The sequence below is a fragment of the Mycobacterium sp. AT1 genome, assembly GCF_002043095.1.
GTDB lineage: Bacteria > Actinomycetota > Actinomycetes > Mycobacteriales > Mycobacteriaceae > Mycobacterium.
Window position 1 is genome coordinate 1 of sequence record NZ_MVOC01000001.1, and the last position, 20,196, is coordinate 20,196.

General features: G+C 67.8%; 27 protein-coding genes. 13 read left to right on the plus strand and 14 right to left on the minus strand.

The genetic code is table 11. The features are described 5' to 3' along the window. Nucleotides 1–530 (minus strand): response regulator (locus B1790_RS00005; RefSeq protein WP_233164854.1); only part of this gene is annotated, 530 nt, incomplete at its 3' end. 150 nt (nt 531–680) lie between these two features. Further along, on the minus strand, nt 681–1,040 hold the full coding sequence (locus B1790_RS00010) for an STAS domain-containing protein (protein ID WP_079921122.1): 360 nt from the start codon (nt 1,038–1,040) through the stop codon (nt 681–683). A 316-nt stretch (nt 1,041–1,356) separates the two neighbouring features. Here B1790_RS00010 and B1790_RS00015 point away from each other — a divergent pair, with 316 nt between their 5' ends. Next, nucleotides 1,357–3,546 (plus strand): SpoIIE family protein phosphatase, encoded by a 2,190-nt coding sequence (locus tag B1790_RS00015; protein WP_079921086.1) that lies wholly within the window; start codon nt 1,357–1,359, stop codon nt 3,544–3,546. Here B1790_RS00015 and B1790_RS34920 read toward each other — a convergent pair. The 3 genes from B1790_RS34920 to B1790_RS00030 form a co-directional block, all read right to left on the minus strand. Further along, nucleotides 3,543–4,706, minus strand: a complete 1,164-nt coding sequence (locus B1790_RS34920; protein ID WP_079921087.1) for a PP2C family protein-serine/threonine phosphatase — start codon at nt 4,704–4,706, stop codon at nt 3,543–3,545. The genes B1790_RS00015 and B1790_RS34920 overlap by 4 nt on opposite strands. Continuing rightward, complete coding sequence (locus B1790_RS34925; protein WP_079921088.1) at nt 4,703–5,503, minus strand: alpha/beta fold hydrolase; 801 nt, start codon at nt 5,501–5,503, stop codon at nt 4,703–4,705. The genes B1790_RS34920 and B1790_RS34925 overlap by 4 nt, the downstream gene beginning before the upstream one ends. Before the next feature lie 86 nt (nt 5,504–5,589). Beyond that, on the minus strand, nt 5,590–6,282 hold the full coding sequence (locus B1790_RS00030) for an HAD family hydrolase (RefSeq protein WP_079921089.1): 693 nt from the start codon (nt 6,280–6,282) through the stop codon (nt 5,590–5,592). Between the two features lie 221 nt (nt 6,283–6,503). Here B1790_RS00030 and B1790_RS00035 point away from each other — a divergent pair, with 221 nt between their 5' ends. Next, nucleotides 6,504–7,403, plus strand: a complete 900-nt coding sequence (locus tag B1790_RS00035; protein WP_079921090.1) for a mechanosensitive ion channel family protein — start codon at nt 6,504–6,506, stop codon at nt 7,401–7,403. Nucleotides 7,404–7,406: 3 nt separating this feature from the next. Here the strand turns inward: B1790_RS00035 and B1790_RS00040 are convergent, their stop codons facing one another. Together B1790_RS00040 and B1790_RS00045 are read right to left on the minus strand one after the other, a co-directional pair. Continuing rightward, nucleotides 7,407–7,727 carry a hypothetical protein gene (locus tag B1790_RS00040; RefSeq protein WP_079921091.1) on the minus strand — a complete coding sequence of 107 codons (321 nt, stop codon included), beginning with the start codon at nt 7,725–7,727 and terminating at the stop codon, nt 7,407–7,409. A 10-nt stretch (nt 7,728–7,737) separates the two neighbouring features. After that, nucleotides 7,738–7,932, minus strand: coding sequence for a hypothetical protein (locus B1790_RS00045; protein WP_079921092.1), 195 nt, complete (start codon nt 7,930–7,932; stop codon nt 7,738–7,740). A 141-nt stretch (nt 7,933–8,073) separates the two neighbouring features. Between B1790_RS00045 and B1790_RS00050 the strand changes: the two genes are divergently transcribed. The 5 genes from B1790_RS00050 to B1790_RS00070 all read left to right on the plus strand — a co-directional run bounded on the left by B1790_RS00050 (nt 8,074) and on the right by B1790_RS00070 (nt 11,533). After that, complete coding sequence (locus tag B1790_RS00050) at nt 8,074–8,355, plus strand: hypothetical protein (RefSeq protein ID WP_369832260.1); 282 nt, start codon at nt 8,074–8,076, stop codon at nt 8,353–8,355. Nucleotides 8,356–8,491: 136 nt separating this feature from the next. Continuing rightward, nucleotides 8,492–9,205 carry a glycosyltransferase family 2 protein gene (locus B1790_RS00055; protein WP_233164853.1) on the plus strand — a complete coding sequence of 238 codons (714 nt, stop codon included), beginning with the start codon at nt 8,492–8,494 and terminating at the stop codon, nt 9,203–9,205. Beyond that, entirely contained in the window at nt 9,202–10,146 is a 945-nt protein-coding gene (locus B1790_RS00060) for an acyl-CoA/acyl-ACP dehydrogenase (protein WP_079921095.1), read from the plus strand. Before B1790_RS00055 ends, B1790_RS00060 begins: the two co-directional genes overlap by 4 nt. Further along, nucleotides 10,143–10,910, plus strand: coding sequence for a PIG-L deacetylase family protein (locus B1790_RS00065; RefSeq protein WP_079921096.1), 768 nt, complete (start codon nt 10,143–10,145; stop codon nt 10,908–10,910). The genes B1790_RS00060 and B1790_RS00065 overlap by 4 nt, the downstream gene beginning before the upstream one ends. Then, nucleotides 10,910–11,533 carry an SAM-dependent methyltransferase gene (locus B1790_RS00070; protein WP_079921097.1) on the plus strand — a complete coding sequence of 208 codons (624 nt, stop codon included), beginning with the start codon at nt 10,910–10,912 and terminating at the stop codon, nt 11,531–11,533. Before B1790_RS00065 ends, B1790_RS00070 begins: the two co-directional genes overlap by 1 nt. Here B1790_RS00070 and B1790_RS00075 read toward each other — a convergent pair. Then, a complete protein-coding gene (locus B1790_RS00075) occupies nt 11,530–11,958 on the minus strand; it encodes an STAS domain-containing protein (protein WP_079921098.1) in 429 nt (142 codons plus the stop codon). The genes B1790_RS00070 and B1790_RS00075 overlap by 4 nt on opposite strands. 175 nt (nt 11,959–12,133) lie before the next feature. Between B1790_RS00075 and B1790_RS35580 the strand changes: the two genes are divergently transcribed. Genes B1790_RS35580 through B1790_RS00090 form a run of 4 tightly spaced genes read left to right on the plus strand, consistent with a single transcriptional unit; the run spans nt 12,134 to nt 14,589 of the window. Next, the gene (locus B1790_RS35580; protein WP_255407231.1) at nt 12,134–12,268 is read left to right on the plus strand and encodes a hypothetical protein; all 135 of its coding nucleotides are present in this window, start codon (nt 12,134–12,136) and stop codon (nt 12,266–12,268) included. A 10-nt stretch (nt 12,269–12,278) separates the two neighbouring features. After that, complete coding sequence (locus B1790_RS00080; RefSeq protein ID WP_079921099.1) at nt 12,279–12,725, plus strand: hypothetical protein; 447 nt, start codon at nt 12,279–12,281, stop codon at nt 12,723–12,725. Nucleotides 12,726–12,766: 41 nt separating this feature from the next. Continuing rightward, entirely contained in the window at nt 12,767–13,768 is a 1,002-nt protein-coding gene (locus B1790_RS00085; RefSeq protein ID WP_079921100.1) for a GNAT family N-acetyltransferase, read from the plus strand. Next, nucleotides 13,768–14,589: a shikimate 5-dehydrogenase gene (locus tag B1790_RS00090; RefSeq protein ID WP_079921101.1), complete on the plus strand. Its 822-nt coding sequence runs from the start codon at nt 13,768–13,770 to the stop codon at nt 14,587–14,589. Before B1790_RS00085 ends, B1790_RS00090 begins: the two co-directional genes overlap by 1 nt. 3 nt (nt 14,590–14,592) lie before the next feature. Here B1790_RS00090 and B1790_RS00095 read toward each other — a convergent pair whose 3' ends face one another. Genes B1790_RS00095 through B1790_RS00110 form a run of 4 tightly spaced genes read right to left on the minus strand, consistent with a single transcriptional unit; the run spans nt 14,593 to nt 17,662 of the window. Beyond that, nucleotides 14,593–15,498 (minus strand): hypothetical protein, encoded by a 906-nt coding sequence (locus tag B1790_RS00095; RefSeq protein ID WP_079921102.1) that lies wholly within the window; start codon nt 15,496–15,498, stop codon nt 14,593–14,595. 13 nt (nt 15,499–15,511) lie between these two features. Further along, entirely contained in the window at nt 15,512–15,922 is a 411-nt protein-coding gene (locus B1790_RS00100) for a hypothetical protein (protein WP_079921103.1), read from the minus strand. 4 nt (nt 15,923–15,926) lie between these two features. Then, nucleotides 15,927–16,637: an LpqN/LpqT family lipoprotein gene (locus tag B1790_RS00105; protein WP_079921104.1), complete on the minus strand. Its 711-nt coding sequence runs from the start codon at nt 16,635–16,637 to the stop codon at nt 15,927–15,929. 53 nt (nt 16,638–16,690) lie between these two features. Next, on the minus strand, nt 16,691–17,662 hold the full coding sequence (locus B1790_RS00110) for a linear amide C-N hydrolase (RefSeq protein ID WP_079921105.1): 972 nt from the start codon (nt 17,660–17,662) through the stop codon (nt 16,691–16,693). A gap of 69 nt (nt 17,663–17,731) precedes the next feature. On the opposite strand from B1790_RS00110, the gene B1790_RS00115 reads away from it, so the two are divergent. Together B1790_RS00115 and B1790_RS00120 are read left to right on the plus strand one after the other, a co-directional pair. After that, nucleotides 17,732–18,388 carry a DUF5642 family protein gene (locus B1790_RS00115; RefSeq protein ID WP_079921106.1) on the plus strand — a complete coding sequence of 219 codons (657 nt, stop codon included), beginning with the start codon at nt 17,732–17,734 and terminating at the stop codon, nt 18,386–18,388. 28 nt (nt 18,389–18,416) lie between these two features. After that, nucleotides 18,417–19,088, plus strand: a complete 672-nt coding sequence (locus B1790_RS00120) for a DUF5642 family protein (RefSeq protein WP_142270936.1) — start codon at nt 18,417–18,419, stop codon at nt 19,086–19,088. On the opposite strand, the gene B1790_RS00125 is transcribed toward B1790_RS00120, so the two are convergent. Next, nucleotides 19,085–19,693, minus strand: a complete 609-nt coding sequence (locus B1790_RS00125) for an alpha-ketoglutarate-dependent dioxygenase AlkB (RefSeq protein WP_198951864.1) — start codon at nt 19,691–19,693, stop codon at nt 19,085–19,087. The two genes, B1790_RS00120 and B1790_RS00125, sit on opposite strands and share 4 nt — an antisense overlap. 40 nt (nt 19,694–19,733) lie before the next feature. Next, the gene (soxR, locus tag B1790_RS00130) at nt 19,734–20,165 is read right to left on the minus strand and encodes a redox-sensitive transcriptional activator SoxR (RefSeq protein ID WP_056558806.1); all 432 of its coding nucleotides are present in this window, start codon (nt 20,163–20,165) and stop codon (nt 19,734–19,736) included. Nucleotides 20,166–20,196: the final 31 nt, after the last annotated feature.

A 20,196-nucleotide genomic window follows, 5' to 3' on the forward strand; every position in this document is an offset into this window, starting at 1 on the left:
CCGCCGAGCAGCGCGTTGGCGCGGCTGGGGCGGTACTTGGCCACGATCTCGACGCCCGGTTGGTCGAGGAGCAGCGGCGACGGCAGCAGGCCGCGCTCGAGGCGGGAGTTCTCCTGCGCTCTGAGCTGGCTGGACCGCAGATCCGCCGAGGTGATCTCGGCGCGCTTGCGTTCGATCGCATAGAGCAGGGCACGCCGCAGCATCTCGGCTTCGACGCGACCCTTGACGAGGTAGTCCTGCGCGCCGGACGCGAGGGCCGACACGCCGAAGTGCTCGTCGTTGAGCCCGGTGAGCACCACGATCGGGATGGTGGGGTCGCACTTGGTCACCCGGTCGAGCGCCGCGATGCCGTTCGCGTCGGGAAGGTTCAGGTCGAGCAGGATGCAGTCCGGCCGCAGCTTGGCCAGTTCGACCTCGGCGTCGGCCATCGACGGAGCCCAGGCCAACCGGATGTCGATGTCCGCGTCCACGACGAGTTCCTCGACCAGCAGGGCGTCTCCCCGGTCGTCCTCAACCAGCAGGACCGACAGGGGGCGGGTCTGGGCGCCTACGCCAGCCCCAGCCGTTGGATCAGGGTCGGATGGAGCCCCCACCGGCAACCACATCCTTCGAACGTCGCATCACGGGGCTGCCGCTGCTTGACAGTCATCCGACAGTACCGTCGTGCCAGTTCTGAACGTCTACGGCTGGGTTCCAAGGGCGGCGAGGGCCTCGTCGGCGGTCTGATAGAGAGCCAAGAACTCGTCGAGCTTGGTCAGCTGGATGGGTCGCGCCGTCGCCGGACCGCTGGCCACCACCGCGAATTTGCCGGTCCCTCCCGCTCTTTCGTGGGTCTCCGCGAGAATCCGCAGACCAACGGAGGCAAGGAAGGACACTGCGGTCAAATCGATGATCAGGGCGTCGGGACGCTCGTCGAGCAGCTCGGTGAGCAGCTCCTCCAAGGCGGGTGAGGTGGCGAGATCCACCACTCCGTCCACCATCAACACGGTGGCCCCGTCCCGCCGCTCGACCGAAGTCGAGATCGCATCGGCTGTCGACAACGGCCATCCCTCCCTAGTGAACTTCGTCGATCTTAGTGTCCGCACCCAGCTCCGCTGGACTTTAAACCAGTCGGCGGCGAGCGCGTCATGCTTAAGGTTAATGTCAAGATCGGCGACTCGCCGAGAGGGGTGCGGCGCGAGAAGATGGACCCGCCGCATCACCAGCATTCATCCCTAGACAAGGGGTCGTCCTCATACCCACGGTGGCGATTGCAAATCGCGTTTTGGGGGAACACACGCGCGTGACGGATCGCGTGACTGACGATGCCCAAGCACTCGTTGCGGATGATCCTTCCGATGACGGAGTCGCGAGCTGATGGCGGCTCTCCCCTTCCACCAGCGCTATCCCGCGGCGCTTCGACGGCACCTTGACGCCGGCGGCGAGGCCGGCCTCGCCGCGGCCGGGGAGATCGGCCGTGAAGCGTTGGACGCCCGCGTCGGCGTGGTCGAGATCGTCGACTGCCACTTCCAACTCACCGAGGAGCTGCCTGCGGCGTCCCGTTCGGCTGCCGTGAACTTCCTCAAGAAGACCCTGGCCGCGTTCGACGTCGCCTCCCGCGGGTTTGCCGACGGTGTCGAGCGATACGAGGAGCAACGCGCAAGGGCCGACGACCTCGAGGACCGCGACGCGTTTCGCGCCGCGCTGGTGAACTCCCTGCAGGAGGGGTTCTTCGTAGTCGACCGCGACGGCACCATCGTCGGGGTCAACGAGGCGTTCGAAGTCATCACCGGCTGCGGGGAAGAGGGGCTGCCCTATCGCTGGCCGTACCCCTGGCTGGTCGACCAGGACGAGGCAGCCAAGCGGCTCGCCCTGCTGGTCAAGCAGGGCAGCATGCAGGCCGAGACGCAGATCCGGCAGTCAGACGGCCGCCTCACCTGGGCCGCGGTGAGCATCAACTCGGTCACCGCAGGGGGCGCCGACGGTGACGCGTACGTCGGCACCATCCGCGACGTCACGGCGGCCAAGGCGTCGGCGGCCCGCGAGAGTGCCGTCGTGCGATTGGCGACGGCCGTCGGGATCGCGACCAGCGTCGCCGAGGTGCTCGACATCGTGCTCGAGGAGCTCCGGGCGGCGATCGACCTGAGCCGGGTCGTCGCCGTGATGTGGACCAAGTCGGGAGCCGACCCCGAGGTGCAGGTCGCCGGATCGCCGGAGCCGATTTCCTGGGGCGACCTCGACCCGTTCCTGCAGGCGAGGTTCACCGAGACGCGAGACTGGCCGCCGTTGTCGGTTCAGGCGATCGGGACGGCAGGCCCGTCGGGCCCGTGGCTGGGCATCATGGCAATGCTCTCGGGCGTCGGCTCGACCGCGCTGTGGCTGGAGAACGCCGAGCCCCGCGTCATCGGTGACGACGACCGGCTTCTCGTCACCACCCTGGTCGGTCATCTGAGCCTGGCCGTCCAGCACGTTCGCCAGTTCGAGATCGCCAGGGAGGCGTCGTCGACTCTGCAGCGGACGATGATGCCGACGACGAAACCGCCGGTCGGCTTCGCAGTCCGATACGAGCCAGCGGCGTCTCCGCTCGAGATCGGCGGCGACTGGTACGACGTGCTCGCGGTCGGCGACCGTCAGATCGGCATCGTCGTCGGTGACTGCGTAGGCAGCGGCTTGTCGGCGGCGGCGGTGATGGGGCAGCTCAGGAGCTCGGCACGGGTGTTGCTCGTCAACGGCGCCAGCCCCGGGCGGCTGCTCGACGAATTGGATTCCGCGGCGGCTCTCATCGCGGGCGCGTATTGCACGACCGTCTTCGTCGGAATCGTCGACGTGGACACCGGGCAGATGGCCTACAGCAGCGCGGGACACATTCCGGCTCTGCTCGCCGTGCCAGGAGGGTCACCGGAGCGTCTGACCGGCGCCACGTCGGTTCCGCTGGCGGTCCAGAAGGCGGGTCCTCGGCCGGAGGCGGTGACGTTCCTCGCGCCGGGATCCACCTTGATGCTGTACACCGACGGACTGGTCGAGCGCCGAGAAGAGCTGGTCGACAACGGCATTCGGCGGGCCGGTGAGGTGCTTGCCGAGACGATCGAATCATCGGCGGACGCAGTCGCGGACGCGATGCTGCAACGGATGGTTCCGAAGGACGGCTTCGACGACGACGTTGCGATCGTGGTGTACCGCAGACCGCCAGCGCCGTTGGAGATCGACGTGCTGGCGACGCCCGACCAGCTGAGCGGCATCAGGGCCCAGATCGCCGGTTGGCTGCGGGCCACCGGCATTCCCGACGACCTCGGCGGCGACATCGTGCTCGTCGTGAACGAGGCGTGCACCAACAGCATCGAACACGCCTACCGCGGGGCGACGCCGGGACGCATGGTGGTGTGCGCCGAGGCGAAGGGCCGTGGGATCTCGATCCGCATCACCGACTTCGGCTCGTGGAAGCTACCCGACGCCAACCCGCGGACCCGCGGCCGCGGGGTGCCGCTGATGCGGGCGGTCAGCGGCGACGTCTTTCTCGACGGCACCTCGACGGGCACCACGGTGACGATGAACTTCGAACTGTCCTAACGGTTTTCGGCGACGCTGAGCGCAAGCGTTGCGGCGTCGTCCTCCACCCCGGTGCCCAGATCCTCGATCAGGGTCCGCATGGCCGCCACGATTCCGCCTGCGTCGGTGGGGGAGTGTGCCGCGGCGAAGCGCAGAAGTTCGCCGTCGTCGTCGTACCGCGACCCGGCACCGGTACGCGCCTCGGTGAAGCCGTCGGAGTAGGCGAGCAGGGTGTCGCCGGGCGACAGCGCGATCCGCGTCGCGGAGAACGTCGGCTGGGCGAACAGCCCAACGGCCTGGCCTCCGTCGGTCGGCACGTAGTCTGCACTGCCGTCACGCCGAAGGAGCAGCGGAGGGGGATGGCCTCCTGTGGCCAACTCCACGTCGAAACCGTCTGCACCCCTGGTGATCACGCCGAACAGTACGGTGCAGAACCAGCCGCGGCCGGCATGGGAGTCCTGTTTCAGGACGCTGTCGAGGGTGTGCAGCACCCCGACCGGATGGTCGTCGCCGACGGCGGCGGCCCGCAGGGTGTATCTGGTCAACGACGTCAACGTGGCTGCGGCGACGCCCTTTCCGCACACGTCGCCCAGGAAGAAGCCGTACCTCTCCCTGGACAGCGGGAACAGGTCGTAGAAGTCGCCGCCGACCTCACCGGCCGATGGGCTGTAGTAGTGGGCGGCTGCCTCCAGGCCGGGAGGCGGGGACAGCGACGGCGGGAGAAGCGAGCGTTGCAGCGTCTCGGCGAAACTCACTGCGCGGCTGCGCTCATCCTCGGCGCGTCTGCGCTCGGCCAGGAGTTCGCGCTCGTAGGAGCGCCGGTCGGCGGCGTCGTCGGCGACGATGCGGACCAGTTGGGGACGTCCTTGGGCGTCTGACTTGACGTTCGCGGTGAGCAGGACGGGAAGCCGCCTGCCGTCGGAGGCGACGAGGTCGACCGCGACGCCGCTGAGTACGCCGGACGTCAACAGCATTGGCGCAAAGTGGGTTTCGTAGTGGATGCGGCCACCGGCGGTGAGCAACCGCGTGAAGGGGGTGCCGATCAGTGCGTCGTGGTCCCGCCCCAGCCACGCCGAAAGCGTCTCGTTGACGGCCCGGATCTCGCCGTCGGGCGTGGTGATGACGTAACCGCACGGCGCGTTGTCGAACGCGTCGCGCAGCGCGTCGAGGTCCGCCGTCACGCCGGTGCCGCGAACGCGGCGATGGCCGCCGCCGTCGCGTCGGGAGCGCTGAGCTGCGGGCAGTGGCCGGTCGCGTCGATCGTGACGAGGTCGCTGCCGGCGATGTGCTCGTGGGTGTACGCGCCGACGGTGCGTGGCGCCAAGGTGTCGTGAAGACACTCGACGACGCGAGACGGAATTCCGACCCGCGGCAGGTCGGCGCGGTTGTCCGACAGGAAGGTCGTCCGGGCGAACACCCGCGCCTTTGCGGGGTCGTTGCGGCAAAACGACTCGGTGAGCTCGTCCTCGAGCTCTGGCCGGTCCGGGGTGCCCATGACCTTCGGAGCCATCGTGCGCGACCAGCCCAGGTAGTTGCTCTCCATCGAATCGAGCAGTTCGTCGACGTCGGCGCGGGAGAATCCGCCGACGTACCCGTCGTGGTCGAGGTAGCAGGGCGACGGCGTCAGCAGCACCAGCTTGGCGAAGCGGGTGGGATCCTTCGCGACGGCGAGCACGCCCATCATCGCGGCAACGGAATGACCGACGAAGACCACGTCGGTCAGATCGAGCTCGTCGACGATGTCGAGGATGTCGTCGGCGTACGCGTGCAGCGACGAATACCGCTCGGCGTCCCACGCGTGCGGATCGGACAGTCCCGATCCGACGTGGTCGAACAGGACGAGGCGGAACCGATCCTCGAGACGTGCCGCAACCAGACGCCAGAGATTTTGGTCGCATCCGAACCCGTGGGCCAGCATCACCGTCGTCCCCGACTCGGGCCCGGCGAACGTCACGTTGTTCCTTTCGAGCACGCTCACGCGGTCATCCTTCCACGCCGCTGCGCCGCGCCGCGGTCGACGCCTGGCAACGCTTCCGGTGGGTGACACCGCTGAGGAGCGACGCCTCAGCGGCCGGTCGACACTCCGGCGGCGAGACGGCCGATCGGTGAGTCCTCGAACTGGTCGGCCAGATCGCGCGGATTGCGGTAGACGGCCACCGCGCCCTCGTCCTGCAGTCGCAGCCGGTCGACGCCGCCACTCTCGACGCCGATGCACTCGACGCCCGCCCTCGCTGCTGCGCGAATGTCCCAGATCGAGTCTCCGACGAAGACGGCGCGGTCGGCTCCCACGCCCGCGCGTTGCAGCGCGACCTCGACGATGTCGGGTCTCGGCTTGGCGGTGTCCACGTCGCCCGACGACGTGACGGCCGAGACGATCTCGTCCTGGTCGAGCACCTTGCGCAACAGCTTCAACTCGTCCTCCGGCGCCGACGTCGCGAGCACCACCTGCAATCCGGTGGCGGCGACCAGGTCCAGTAGCCGACGGGCTCCGGGAAGCGGCTTCAGCAGGTGCGCGGTCTCCTGATAGAAGCGGGAGTGCAGATCCTTGGCGCGGTCCTTGGTGTCCTCGCTGCTCGAGTCCTCCGGCATCAACTCCTCGAGCAACGAGGAGCCGTCCATGCCGATGCCGCGGTGGATGCGCCACGACTCCACGTCGACCCCGACCTCGGCGAACGCCCGTTGCCAGGCGTGCACGTGGAGATAGTTGGAGTCGACCAGGGTTCCATCGATGTCGAACAGGATCGCAGGTGTGGACATGCATCACGGGTTCCCAGGCCCACCCTCGTGAAACGACGTGTTTCATTCGGCCGCGAGGCGGGAAGCCGTGGCGGGGGATGTACGCGCCATGGGCTGCCGCGAGCGGCGAGCGGCCGGGCGGCAACGACAATCAACGGCAATCGTGAAGGGATGACGACATCACGGAGTAGAGGTCGGGTTGACCCGGCGCGAGGGGACCTCTGATCCGGTGACGTTCGCTTATGACTATTACTTACAACGCATTCGAGTTCGCCACGGCGTGGGACGGCCTCTGGTCGTCGAACTTCGGCCGATGGATCGCCACCAACGGCTTGCACATCGTGCTCGTGATCGTCGCCACGATCATCGCCACCAGGATCATCCGCCACGTCGCGGGGCGAATCAGCAGGCGCCTGGCCGCAAGTGACGACTCGGACGCCACCGTCCAGTCCGAAGCGGTCAAACACCGCCAAGCCCTGGCCTCGGTGATCTCCTCGGTGGCGATCGCCGTTCTCTACGTGGTGGTGTCGGTCGACGTGATCAACACCCTCGGACTTCCGATCGGGTCGCTGGTTGCCCCGGCCGCCGTGCTCGGTGCTGCCCTCGGTTTCGGCGCCCAACGGATCGTCCAGGACCTTCTCAGTGGTTTCTTCATCATCACCGAGAAGCAGTACGGCTTCGGTGATCTCGTCCAGTTGACCATCGGGGCGAGCAACGAGGCGGTGGGCACCGTCGAAGACGTCACCCTGCGCGTCACCAAACTTCGGACCAGCGACGGCGAGATGTTCACCGTGCCCAACGGTCAGATCGTGAAGTCGCTCAACCTGTCCAAGGATTGGGCCCGAGCGGTGGTGGACATCCCGGTGCCGGCGTCGGCGGATCTCAACCGGGTCAACGAGGTGCTCAAGGGTGTGTCGGACAAGGCCATGGAGGACGACCTCTTGCCTACTTTGCTGCTGGACAAGCCATCCCTGATGGGCGTCGAGAGCATCGGGGTCGACGAGGTCAAGCTGCGAATGGTCGCGCGCACCTTGCCCGGCAAGCAGTTCGACGCGGGCCGACGGCTGCGGCAGCTGGTCGTCGCAGACCTTCGCCGTCAGGGAATCGACAGCCGAACGCCGGCTACCGTCGACGCCGCGTAAGGCTCAGAACGTCGTGAACAGCACGACGGCGGCAGCGGCGATGACGATCCACGCGACGGCCGGTACGACTATCCCGTACCGGCGTCGCGCGGTGACGAATGAAAGTGCCACTGCCACTGCGGCTACCGCGGGGGTGCCGTATTCGATGAGGCCGAAGACCGTCTCGTTGGGTCCGAACTCGGTGCACTCCCCGGCACTGCAGCCCGCGGTGCCCAGCACCTGCAGGTAGGAGTAGACGACGACGGCCAACGCTGCCGGCGCGGTGAGGATTGCCAGTATCCAGTTGACGGTCGTGCGCGTGCCGTTGCGTAGCTCGGTGTTCATGCGAGCGCCGTCAGTCCTGCGCTCTCGCTTCGGCGCCCGTCTCGCCTGCGTCGAAGTCGTCGTCCGAACTCTGCTCGCCGACGTAGTTGCCACCGCCGTGCCGGTCTGCGCGCGAAGTCGCGACGTGCGCATCGTCGTCGACGTCGGGCTCGCTACCCGATTCGTTCCCGGGATCCTGATCGTCTGTGCGGTGTCGTCCGGACATCGTCGTACCTCCTCGGTGCCCCCGACGAGTACCCCGATCGGTGCCGTCCAACCAGCGAGACGTTTCACGGCACCGCCGACCGGGCACATGCAAGGGGACAATGCCGGTCCACGGCAAACTTTGCGGGAGGATTTTCACTTGATGCGCATGAAGGCGATGACGGGTCTGGCAGCGGCGAGCATGACGTTGGGCGTCGTGCTGAGCGGCTGCGGCGCGAAGGTCGAGGGCGGTGACACGTCCTGCAAGGACTACATGTCGGCCAACGACGCAGACCAGCAGACGGCCGTGTCGAAGATGCTCAAGGACGAAAAGGGCACCGACGCGGCGCAGCTCGAAATCACCGGAACGAAGCTCTCGGTGCAGACCTTCTGCCAGACCGCGGGCAAGGAAGACACCAAGATCAAGGAAGCCCCGCACCTGTAGAAGCCGAGTTTTAGAAGAGGCTGGTCGGGTAGTCGGTCAAGGTGGCGCAGCAGGCAATTGCCTGCGCGCCACCTTCGCCGATGAGAGGACTGTTTATGGGTAGCACCTGGCGAAGATCAGTGCTAGGCGAATCTCGGTGACCTTCGACAGTGCGGTGGTAGTCATCCCCGCCCACGACGAAGCAGAGAAACTGCCACGCTGTCTCAAGGCCGTCGTCACCGCCGCGGCCTGCGCGCCGGTACCGGTGCTGACCGTCGTCGTCCTCGACTCCTGTACCGACGAGAGTGCCTCGCTGGCCGGAGGATTCGGCGACGACGTGCACTTCGTCGAGGTCGAGGCGAAGAACGTCGGGGCCTCGCGTGCCGCGGGCTTCGCCTACGCGCGAACGGTATGCGGCGTTGCCTCGGGTGACGAGTCCCGGATCTGGTATGCGACCACCGACGCGGACAGCCAGGTCGACGCGGACTGGTTGGTCCGCCAAATGAGCGCCGAAGCCGACATGGTGCTCGGCGTCGTGCGCGTGACCAATTGGCGGCACTTCTCCGCTTCGTCGGTGCGACGGTACCTGACCGCCTACCGCGCGAAGTTGCGGCGCAGCGGCGGCGGACACGACCACGTCCACGGGGCCAACATGGGTTTCCGAGCCGACGCGTACTGGAAGACGGGCGGTTTCGCGACACTGGTGTCCGACGAGGACGTCGACCTGGTGCGACGGTTCGAGCGGTGCGGACACCGAATCCACCGCGACGTCGGCCTCTCCGTGGTGACGTCGGCGCGACGCGAGGGCCGGGCGCCGCGCGGTTTCGCGAACCACCTCAAGTCGATGTCTCGACGCGACGGTGCGGCGTGACGGTCGCGCTGGTCCGGCGTTGGCTCGACGCCGGCGAACTCGACCTTCCCGCGCCGGGTTCCGGCCGCACGGGAACACGATGGTGGAAGCTGGCCGCCCTGACCGAGAACGACGTCGTGGCAGGCAGATTGGCCGAGGCGCACGCCGATGCGCTCGCGATCTTGGCCGAGCTCGGCGGGCCGAGTCCCGAAGCCGGGCGACTGTGGGGAGTCTGGGCCGCCGAGGCGCCGCACGCCGTCGTCACGGCACGCGACGACGCCGACGGTCGGGTGCTGCTCGACGGCACGAAGGCATGGTGTTCGGGTGCGGGAATCTGCACCGACGCCCTGATCACCGCTCGCTGCGGCGACAACGCACGCGGCCTCTACGCCGTCGACCTCGGCCAGGACGAGGTGGAACCCCTTCCCGACGAATGGAACAACGTCGGCATGCACGAGTCGGACACCAGGTCGGTGCGACTCAACGGAGCGGTGGGCGTGCCCGTCGGACGCCCTGGCGAGTACCTGTCCCGACCGGGGTTCTGGCACGGCGCAATTGGGGTTGCAGCCTGCTGGCTAGGAGGCGCCCGGGGGGTGGCCGCTCCGCTGTATCGAGCGGTGGCCACCGAACACGACGGCAAGGCCCCCGACGAGCACGCACGCGCACACCTCGGCGCCGTCGACGCGGCGCTCGCCGCCGCGGAGGCCATGCTCGTCTCGGCAGCGCGGTACGTCGACTCCGAACCTCGCGGCGACCGTGCCGAACTCATCGCGCGGAGGGTGCGCGCCGTCGTCGAATCGGCGGTCGACGAGGCCATCGTCCGCACCGGCCGGGCGCTTGGACCTGGCCCGTTGGTGCTCGACGCCAGGCATGCCAAGAGGGTCGCGGACCTCACCGTCTACGTCCGCCAGAGTCACGCGGAACGGGATCTCGCAGCGCTCGGGAAGCTGGCGGCCAAGTGACCTCCATGGTTCCTGGCAACGGGTTTCGATTCGCGGCGCAGCCCATCGCAGGGGGCGGCACGCCCGCGGCGGACTGGCGCGAGTGGGTCGGTGCGCTCCCCACCCTCGATCTCTCCGACTGCCCGGCGCTGGTTGTCGTGGCGCCCCATCCCGACGACGAGACGCTCGGGTTCGGCGCGACCGCGTCCTTGCTCCGGTCGCGTGGCGTCGACGTCACCGTGGTGTCGGTCACCGACGGCGGCGGCTCGGTTCCCGGGTTGTCGCCCATGGAAAGACGGTGGTTGGAGCGCGATCGCCGTGCCGAACTACATTCCGCGACAACGGTTCTCGGCCTCGGTGAGCCGGTCGCCCTCGGGCTGCCCGACGGCGAACTGGCCCACCGGGAAGCCGAGCTGACCGCGATGCTCACCGACATCGTCGCGGCGGGCCCGTCCGGTACCTGGTGTGCGGCCACCTGGCGTGGCGACGGCCACCCCGATCACGAAGCCGTCGGCCGCAGTGCCGCCGCAGCGGTGGCAGGCGCTGACGCCGAACTCCTGGAATTTCCGGTGTGGATGTGGCATTGGGCGAAACCCGGTGACGCGGCGGTGCCGTGGCACCGCATGTCGGCTGCGCCCTACGACAGGGCGGCCACGGCGCGGAAGCGGCGCGCCGCTGCGGCCTTCGAGTCACAGCTCGTGCCGTACGAGGCCGGAATGGACGTGGTGCTGCCACCGTTCGTGCTGCAGCGGTTGTTCGCCGTTGGAGAGGCGGTCATTCGGTGATGGACCGGCTACCCGACGGGTACTTCGACGACGTCTACGCCGCCTCGGCTGATCCGTGGCGGATGGCCGAGCGTTGGTACGAGCAGCGCAAGTACTCGATCACCATGGCGATGTTGCCCGACCAGCGGTACCGGCACGCGTTCGAGCCCGGCTGCTCCATCGGCATGCTGACCGAGCGGCTTCTCGAGCGCTGCGACCACGTCACGTCATACGACGTGGCCCAGGCGGCGCTCGACACCACGAGGGGTCGCATTGGGGAACGGCCCGATCTCACCCTCGTCCGGTCGTCACTCGACTCGCCGTGGCCGGGCGCCGACGTCGACTTGGTGGTGATCTCGGAGGTGGCCTACTACCTGTCCGGGCCGACGCTGCGCCGTGTGCTGGATCGAGAATGCGCGCTGCTGGCGCCGGGCGCGACCGTCGTCGCCGCGCACTGGCGGCACGCCGTCGCCGACTATCCCCTCTCGGGGGACCAGGCGAATGCCATGATCGGCGAGACCGCCGACCTGACGGCGATGGCACGCTACCGCGACGACGACGTGGTCGTCGACGTACTGCGCAAGGGGGCGACCCAGTCGGTCGCCGTCAGCACCGGGGTCCCCGGTGCGGTGGCTCAGAGTTAGCGGCTCGTCACCAGTCGGAGGTGGCTGCGCGGCGGCCGCGTGACGGTGGCGACGGCGGCCTCCATCGAGTTGGCGACGGGGAGCCCGCCGTCGGGGTCGCACACCCGTAGCACCCGGTCGACCTCCGTGCCTGCCAGCACCACCCAGTTGACCGAGTATCGCGAACACATCACGTTGATGCGATGCAATATCGAAAACCCTTGAACACCAAAGAATTCGAGTCCGCGGAGGTCGACGACCAGGCGGCTGGCGCTCTCCAGTTCACCCTCGACGTGCTTCCCGAGGGACAGTGCGTTGGCGGCGTCGAGCTCGCCGTCTGCAGTCACGATCATCACCGAGGCGCGTGCGGAAGTCGTGGTGGCGAACCGGACGCGTTCGCGAGGCAGGGCGGGTTCGTCGGTGGGAAAGCCGGTAGCTAGGGACACGGGGAACCTCCACTGTTGTGCGCGCGTCTGTGACTTATGCCAAGGGGGGAGGACCCTGCCGGGCGCCGGTGACGTGTGGGGCTGTCAATTCAACCTGAACTTGACAGTAGTACCGACTGACCAGTGGAAACAATGGTGCTTTCCTGTGGTTTTCCCATGTTTATCGGGCTTCCGAGTGGGCAATTCTCGCCCTGGTACGGGCGGAGTCGCGTTGGCCGGGTTCACCGCGTTCTGGGTGGTCATCCCGCTGTGGATGCGGGTTTTGCCGGCGAACGTCGGGGGTAACCCGTCGGCAGCCAAGGGAAAGTGAGAGCCAGACCATGGCCCCCAGACACCTCAAGCAGGACCGCAGTCGATCGTCGGCGAACACCATCGTGGTCGTCGCATCGTTGGCAGTGGCATTCGTCGCGATCGTGGCGGCGCTGGCCGTGCACGTGATCGACGGCAGCACCCCCGCACAGCAGGGCGCCCGGGTCACGGCGGCCGCCCCGCAGCAGCCCGTCAGCCAGGAGGGCCGTTTGGTGGCCGTCACGGAAACCTCCGTGACCGCGGAGAGCACCGACGGTTTCGCCCGCACCTACGCCATCACCCCGGAGACCAACGCGATCACCGCGGCTGGCAGCGCCATCGGCGGTGCGGCCACGTCGTTCTCCGTCGACGACGAGGTGTCCATCGTCGGCGTTCTGCGCGATGGCAAGGCCGTCGCCACGGCCGTCGCGCACAAGCAGGTCAGCAACTTGAACGGCCCACCAATGGACGGCGTCTGAATCGGCTGACTCTCCGCCGAGAGTCACGTAACGTCGTCGACGTGGCGGGATCACGGACCGTGAGCGCCGACGAATTGGCTGCTCTGACGTTCTTTGCGGGCTGTCCCGCCGAGAATCTCGGGCCGCTGGCCAGCCAACTGCAACCGCTTGCCGCACCACCTGGACAGGTGTTGATGCGTCAGGGCGAGCACGCCGACTCATTTCTGCTGATCGGCTCGGGCAGGGCGCGGATCTCGCATCTCGGAGCCGACGGCGACGTCATCGAGGTCGACGTGACGCCAGGGCTGATCGTCGGCGAGATCGCCCTGCTGCGCGACGCGCCGAGGTCGGCGACGGTGACGGTCGTCGAGGAGCTGACCGGATGGGTGGGCGGCCGCGAGGCGATCGCCGCCATCCTGGACGTTCCCCGGATGATGGAGAAGCTGGTCCGCACGGCGCGCCAGCGCCTCGCCACCTACGTCACGCCGATCCCGGTGACCCTGCGTGACGGCACGGAGCTGTTCCTGCGGCCGGTGCTGCCCGGCGACAACGAGCGCACCGTGCACGGACCCGTTCAATTCTCCAGTGAGACCTTCTACCGGCGCTTTCAGACGACGAGGACGCCGACCGCGTCGCTCATGGCCTACCTGTTCGAGGTCGACTACGTCGACCACTTCGTCTGGGTCCTCACCGACGGCAAGGCAGTCGACGCGCCCATCGTGGCCGACGCCAGATATGTCCGCGACGACACCCAGACCGCCGCCGAGATCGCCTTCATCGTGGGCGACGACTATCAGGGTCGCGGCATCGGCAGCTTCCTGATGGAGGCGATCGTGGTCGCCGCGCGGAGCGAGGGCATAAGGCGGTTCACCGCGAGGGTTCTGGCGGACAATCTTCCGATGCGAGCGATTCTCAACCGATACGGCGCGCAATGGCACCGCGACGACATGGGCGTGGTCACCACCGACTTCGACGTCCCGGTGATGCGCGACCTGTCGATCTCTGCGGAGCTGTACCGGGACATCCGGGCCGCGGCCCGGCAAGTGATTCGGGCGGTCGGCTGATGGGGCGGCCGCCGCTGAACAAGGACACCAAGCTCTGCATCTCGCTGGCAGCTCGTCCCAGCAACATCGGTACCCGATTTCACAACCACCTCTACGAAGTCCTTGGTCTCGACTTCATCTACAAGGCGTTCACCACGACCGACATCGCCGCCGCCATCGGGGGCGTCCGGGCGCTTGGCATCCGTGGATGCTCGGTCTCGATGCCGTTCAAGGAAGACGTCATCGCGCTGGTCGACGACGTCGAGCCATCGGCGCAGGCGATTCACTCGGTCAACACCATCGTCAACGACGACGGATACCTACGGGCGTCCAACACCGACTACCTCGCCGTGCAGCGGCTCATCGACGAACACGGGCTCGACGCCAGCGGGCGGGTGTTGATCCGCGGCAGCGGCGGCATGGCCAGCGCGGTCGGCGCGGCGTTCCGCGACCACGGCTTCGGCTCGGGCATCGTGATCGCCCGCAACGCCGAGAGCGGCCGCGCGCTGGCCGATCGGCTCGGCTACGACTACGCAGCGGAGGTCGGCGCCCACGTCGCTGACGTCATCGTCAACGTCACCCCGATCGGGATGGCCGGGGCGCCGGAGTCCTCCGAGAAGGCGTTCGACGAATCCACGATCGTGCACGCCAAGACGGTCTTCGACGTGGTGGCGTTGCCGTCGGAGACGCCGCTGATCGAGGCCGCTCGGGCCGCAGGGGTGCACGTGGTGACGGGCGCCGAGGTGATCGCCCTGCAGGCCGCCGAGCAGTTCGAGCGCTACACCGGGGTGCGGCCGACAGCGGAGCAGGTGTCGGAGGCGTCGGCGATCTCTCGGGCGTGACGCCTAGGGCGCGTTGACCACGGTGATCGGTCGGCGCACCCGTTCCATCACGTGCCCGTTGAAGCCCTCGTACGTCAGCCGGGCCTGGACGTACCAGTTGACAGAGGAGTGCACCGCTGCCGCCGTCGGCGGCGCGTCGTCGGGGAGCTCGACCTCGAACGCAAACTCCACCGGTGTGCCGGCCCGCAACTGAACTCGCTTGTCCAGCTGAACGATTCGACCGTCCAACTGGCCGCCGGGGCCGGGTGTGCGGGTCAGCGGGTGGGACTCGCGCTCGCGCTGCCACGACACGGCGAGGTCGCCGTCGGGCAGGTCGACGGTGGGTGTCAGGGTCACGTGGCCGGTGACGGTCTCCCCGGCTCGCCACACCGGCTTCGACAAGGAGACGTCGACGACGGTTTCGGCGGCACCCGAGACGTGTTCGAGCGGTTCGAGATACGACTCGACGTCCGCGGTGCCGATCCGCACGGTGAACTCACCGCGGGTCTCGACGTCTGGACCCTCGCGGTCGACGGTGAGTCGGCACTCCCAGCGCGCGATCGCCGGTGACGACGCGGGTGCCCAGGACGGGATGCGAAACGACGACGACGCGCCGGTGAATTCGCTTGCGGCAACGGGCAACTCCTCGACTATGACACTCACCCAGTCGTCGGTGTCGCGGTCCCCGCCGTAGTTGGTGCCGACCTGGTCGGCCGTCCAGATCGTGTCGTTGCCTGTGGCTGCCGCTGAGTCGACGCGACCGGCCCAGTGGTACTGGTAGAAGTTGGTGTAACCCCAGTCGAGGCGGGCGGACCGGACCTTGCGAATCGGCTTGTCGGTGGTGATCGCCACCTCAACCGTCTGGCGTGGGGTGACGACGGTCGGGGTGACGACGACCGATGCGTCGCCTGAGCGATCGAAGAGTCCCACTACGTCCCAATCTCTATGTCTGGTACCACTTCTTGTTCGCGTACTTCGCGCGGTTCGCGGCGTACTCCTCCGGGTGGTTCTTCTTCTGGTGCGCGCGCACCGGCCAGAACAGCAGCCACAGCAGCGGGTAGACGGTCACGTAGAAGGCGAGCTGGAACAGCCCGCCGACCAGGACCGCGAACACCCACGCCGGGTAGATGAGGATCAGGCAGAACTGGATGAACTGCTTGAGCACCACCGGGTAGCCCTCGGCCATCGACCAGACGAGGCGCGGACTCATCATGTGGAGGAACTGCTGCCACCTCGACTTCTGCGCCTCCGCCTCGGCCTGAGCCTCGCTGACGTCGCGGCCGCGTTCCTCGCGGGTCAGCCCGCGCTGCGGCGGCGCGGGTTCGCTGGGATGCGGATGCTGCGCCGAGGTCATGGTGCTAAGGCGTGATCTTGGTTTGTTCGTCGATCTTTGACGTGGCGTCCATCAGCGGGTTGATCTGGTCCTCGGTGCCGCTGGCGTTGAGCTGTAGGACGAAGATCCCGTTCTTGTCCGCGGCCGGGATGATCACCGTCTTCTGCGCGATGAGCTTCTTGGTGCCGTCCTGCACGTACGTCGCGCCGATCTGGTACGCGTCGAACCCGCCCAGTTTGGCGTCACCACCGTCGCCGGCACTCTCGTATCCGGGAAGATTCTGCAGCTCGCCCGGCGCGAGCTTGAAGATTTCGGCGGGGTCCACGTTGCCGGTCAGCCTCGACATCACCGCGACGATCGTCGGCGGATTGGCGGCCACCGAAGGGTCGGCGAAGACGATGGCACCGTACGCGCCCGGCGGGGTCTTGGGGCCCGCGTCGGCCCATCCCTCCGGGGTCGGCAGGTCGACTGTCGGCGTGCCGGGATCGCCACGCTTGACGGGAGTCTCGGTGATCCCGTTCTCCTTGATGTAGTCGGCGATGGTCGGGTTGGCGCCGGCCTGAGTCGCCGTCGGTGCGGCACTGCTGGTGGCGGCGCTGCTGCTTGCCGAGCTGCTCGACGACGAGGAGGACGACGAGGTGGCCTCGGTCTTGGAGTCCGAACCGCACCCGGAGAGCGCCAGCCCCAAGGCGATCAGGGTGGCTGCGGAACCTGCGACCGTGCTGTGAGTTCTCATCTGATCCCCTGTTCGTCGACGAACTGAAGGTACACGTCAAACGGGTCGATTCGTCAGAATCCGATGTTGCGAGCCGTGAAACTCTGCGTCACGTTGCCCGCCAACGACTCGTCGTACGGGTCGACCGCCGTCACCGGTGCGTCCTCGGCGAGGTCGAGACCGTCGAGGCCCACCCAGATCAGGCTCGGGCTGGTCGTCAGCTCGAAGAAGTATCGGCGATTCGTCAGGTCGCAGACGGATCGGTACTCCGTGTTGTAGACGCCGAATTCGGCGTAGGGCGCGCCGAACGGAACCGAGACGTTGCGCATGATTGCCATGACGCTGGCGACGGCCTGCCGCTCGTCGACCGGCTTGGGGAGCAAGGCCGAGTAGTAGGCGGCGCGCTGGAACCTGTCGACGGCGTTGACGTTGCCGGGCAGCGGCATGTCTCTGCTCGGATGGGAGAAGTCCTGCGCCGCAAGCAGAGTCAACTGTTCGTCGTAGGTCGGGTCGTTGGTCATCAGGGTGAACTCGCGGCCGTGGTGGACGACGAGCTCGCCGTCGGCGAATTCCAGGATGGCCGAATCTCCGCCGGCGTCCTCGACGGCGACGTGAATGGTCGCGTCGAATCCGTGTGCGCTGACCATCACCAGCTGAATGTCCTCCATCAGCGCGAGCGCCTCGGAGACCGTCGCCGCCTGGTCGAGCAGGTACTGAATCCAGAGCCCCGTGTGTAGGCCGGGCAATTCGGGCTTTCGTGGGCCCAGCTCGGTCGTCTTGAGATAGAGCCCGTGCGCCGCAAGGCCGCGCTCGTTGAGGCCGTCGATCGAGCCGATGCCGTAGACGGTGGTCACCAGGCTGGCGTAAGTGCTGGTCCAGCGCAGCGGATTCTCGGCGACGACGGCCTGGCCGGCCATCAGTCCGCCGTCGCGCGCACGACCTCGGGGAAAGGCAACCAGGAGCGGCTCAGTCGACTCGGGCCAGTCCATGGAGCGGCCGGCGAGGACGGCGATGTCGTTGTCGTTCCACAAGACTCGGGTACACATGGGGATCCTCTCGGCGCGTCCACCCACGATGTGGGTGAGTCGTCAGCGTAGCCGTGATACCAAGGATTCATGCGCGTCTTCGCGTCATGGCTGGCGGTCGCAGCGTGTGTTGCGGCCTGCTCGCCCGTGCAGGCGCCTGCGCCGACCGAGGCGACGAGTTCGCCTGTGGCGCGCACTGGCCTAGACCCGTTGCGGGTCGAGCGCGTCCGTTCGGATTTGCCAACGGGTTACGAGTTCACGCCACTGCCCGCCCGCGTGGCGCCAATCGCGCTGTGGGGTCTTGGTCCGCAGTGGACGGCCGACCCGGCGTCGTGCGCCGAACTGGGTGATCCCGCCGGCGACGGCCCCGTGCACGGCTGGTCTGCCTCCGGTCCCGGCAACATCGTCTACGCGGTGGTGGCCGCCACGGGGGTGGGCCTTGACCAGGCCTCGCTGGAAGGGTGCGGCTCGTGGAACCTGTCGGCGGGTCACACCGCGGGGGTCGTCACCGTCGTCGGCTCACCGGTGGTCGAGGGTGCGCAGACGCTGGGGTTGTCCGCCGACGCGACCACGACCGTCGAGGGTGGTACCGAAACCCATTCGCATGCCGAGACATTCGTCGCCTATCTCGGTGACCACGTCGCCTATGTCACGGTGGTCACCGACCCGGGCTCGTCGGCTCCGTCGCTCGGACCGGGCTTCGCGTCGGATCTGCTCGTCAAGACGGTGGCGGCGCTTCGCAGCTGAACGTCGGCGGCCGGGTAGATTGGCGCCGATGTTCAGGACGCTGCTCGCCACCCTCGTGTGCTGCGCCGTCGCGACCGCGTCGGCCGGGTGCTCGGCCCAGCCGGCCGCGGACGGGTCGAAGGCCGACATTGCAAGGGTGCTCGACGTGAAGTCGGATTTCGGGCCCGAGTTCAAGGTCAGCACGGTCGCGCCGACGGGAATCGACCCGCGTCTGCTTGCGCAGCAACCGCTTCCGCCGGGCACGGTCTTCGACCCGCCGGAATGCGCGAAGGTGGCCGAGGGCACGACCCTGCCCCCAGGACTCAAGGGCAACATGGCCGCGACCACCGCCGAGGGCGACGGCAACCGGTTCATCGCGATCGCCGTCGAGACGTCCGAGGCGTTGACGACGCCCGACCCCGGCGACGCCTGCAAGAAGGTGGCCTTCGCCGGTGGCGGAGTCCGGGGGCTCGTCGAAGTCGTCGAGGCTCCCGCGATCGACGGCGTTCGCACCCTGGGCACCCACCGCGTCGTGCAGACCATGGTCAACGGAAAGCCCGCGACGGGCGAGATCTACAACTACCTCGCGGACTTCTCGACGTTCAGGGTGATCGTCACGGCCAATCCGCTGGTCGAGCCGAACAAGCCCGTCAGTCCGGTCGACACGCAACGCGCCCGCGACCTGCTGTCGGCGGCCGTGAAGGCCGTCCGCGGCGGTTAACGCACGTCCCGCGGTCGGAACTGGATGCTGATCCGGGGACCCGTTGGCTTGGTGGTCTTGGGCACGGCGTGCTCCCACGTGCGTTGGCAGGAGCCGCCCATCACCAGCAGATCGCCGTGGCTCTGCGGCAGTCGCAACGACCGGCCGCCGGAGCGGGGGCGCAACGCCAGCACCCGGGTCGCGCCGAGGCTGAGGATGGCGACCATGGTGTCCTCGGTGCTGCTGCGGCCGACGGTGTCGCCATGCCAGGCGACGCTGTCGTTGCCGTCGCGGTAGAGACACAGCCCAGCCGAGGTGAACGGTTCGCCGAGTTCGCCGGCGTAGATGTCGTTGAGCCGAACGCGCAGTCGCGCGATTTCGGGATGCGGGGCGGGTTCGGAGGTCAGGTCGTGAAAGCTGACCAGACGCGGCACGTCGAGCACCCGGTCGTACATCTGGCGCCGCTCGGATCGCCAGGGAATGTCGCTCACCAGGTCGTCGAAGAGGTCCTCGACGCGCTGGTGGCCGCCGGTGAGCCACCCGGCTCGGACGTCGACCCACGCGCCGTCACTCAGCTCGCGCCGCTCGTCGTGACCGAACAGGGCATCCTGAATCGCGAGATCGATTCCAGTCACGCGTCGCAGTTTATCGCACAGGCGTTCGAATCTACAGTCTGGCGGCGCCGGGTCCGCTGTTGGCGAGTACGTCGCCGGGGTTGGACAGCAGGCAGGTCTTCAGGCTCATGCAGCCACAGCCGATGCAGCCGGTCAGGTTGTCGCGCAGGCGTTGCAGATGGAGGATGCGTTCGTCGAGGTCGGCGCGCCAACCGGCGGAGAGGCGACCCCAGTCCTTGCTGGTCGGTACGCGGTCGGTGGGCAGCGTGGCGAGTGCCTCTCGAATGCGGGCCAACGGGATGCCGAGGCGCTGCGACATCCGGATGAACGCCACCCGGCGCAGGGTCTCGCGGGCGTATCGGCGTTGATTGCCCGACGTGCGTCTGCTGACGATGAGGCCTTCGCGCTCGTAGAAGTGCAGTGCGGACACGGCCACACCGCTGCGATGGCTCAACTCGCCGGGAGTCAGCTCGAGCACGTCCATGACCTAAACCATAGTTGGGGTGACGATTCGC

Excerpts from the sequence above, each read along its gene's own strand:
- B1790_RS00035 (WP_079921090.1), top strand. The coding sequence starts at position 6,504 with ATGACTATTACTTACAACGCATTCGAGTTCGCCACGGCGTGGGACGGC.
- B1790_RS00015 (WP_079921086.1), top strand. The coding sequence starts at position 1,357 with ATGGCGGCTCTCCCCTTCCACCAGCGCTATCCCGCGGCGCTTCGACGG.
- B1790_RS00100 (WP_079921103.1), bottom strand. The coding sequence starts at position 15,922 with ATGACCTCGGCGCAGCATCCGCATCCCAGCGAACCCGCGCCGCCGCAG.
- B1790_RS00030 (WP_079921089.1), bottom strand. The coding sequence starts at position 6,282 with ATGTCCACACCTGCGATCCTGTTCGACATCGATGGAACCCTGGTCGAC.
- B1790_RS00105 (WP_079921104.1), bottom strand. The coding sequence starts at position 16,637 with ATGAGAACTCACAGCACGGTCGCAGGTTCCGCAGCCACCCTGATCGCC.
- B1790_RS00070 (WP_079921097.1), top strand. The coding sequence starts at position 10,910 with ATGGACCGGCTACCCGACGGGTACTTCGACGACGTCTACGCCGCCTCG.
- B1790_RS00110 (WP_079921105.1), bottom strand. The coding sequence starts at position 17,662 with ATGTGTACCCGAGTCTTGTGGAACGACAACGACATCGCCGTCCTCGCC.
- B1790_RS00040 (WP_079921091.1), bottom strand. The coding sequence starts at position 7,727 with ATGAACACCGAGCTACGCAACGGCACGCGCACGACCGTCAACTGGATA.
- B1790_RS00045 (WP_079921092.1), bottom strand. The coding sequence starts at position 7,932 with ATGTCCGGACGACACCGCACAGACGATCAGGATCCCGGGAACGAATCG.
- B1790_RS00120 (WP_142270936.1), top strand. The coding sequence starts at position 18,417 with ATGTTCAGGACGCTGCTCGCCACCCTCGTGTGCTGCGCCGTCGCGACC.
- B1790_RS00050 (WP_369832260.1), top strand. The coding sequence starts at position 8,074 with ATGCGCATGAAGGCGATGACGGGTCTGGCAGCGGCGAGCATGACGTTG.
- B1790_RS00115 (WP_079921106.1), top strand. The coding sequence starts at position 17,732 with ATGCGCGTCTTCGCGTCATGGCTGGCGGTCGCAGCGTGTGTTGCGGCC.
- soxR (WP_056558806.1), bottom strand. The coding sequence starts at position 20,165 with ATGGACGTGCTCGAGCTGACTCCCGGCGAGTTGAGCCATCGCAGCGGT.
- B1790_RS00090 (WP_079921101.1), top strand. The coding sequence starts at position 13,768 with ATGGGGCGGCCGCCGCTGAACAAGGACACCAAGCTCTGCATCTCGCTG.
- B1790_RS00080 (WP_079921099.1), top strand. The coding sequence starts at position 12,279 with ATGGCCCCCAGACACCTCAAGCAGGACCGCAGTCGATCGTCGGCGAAC.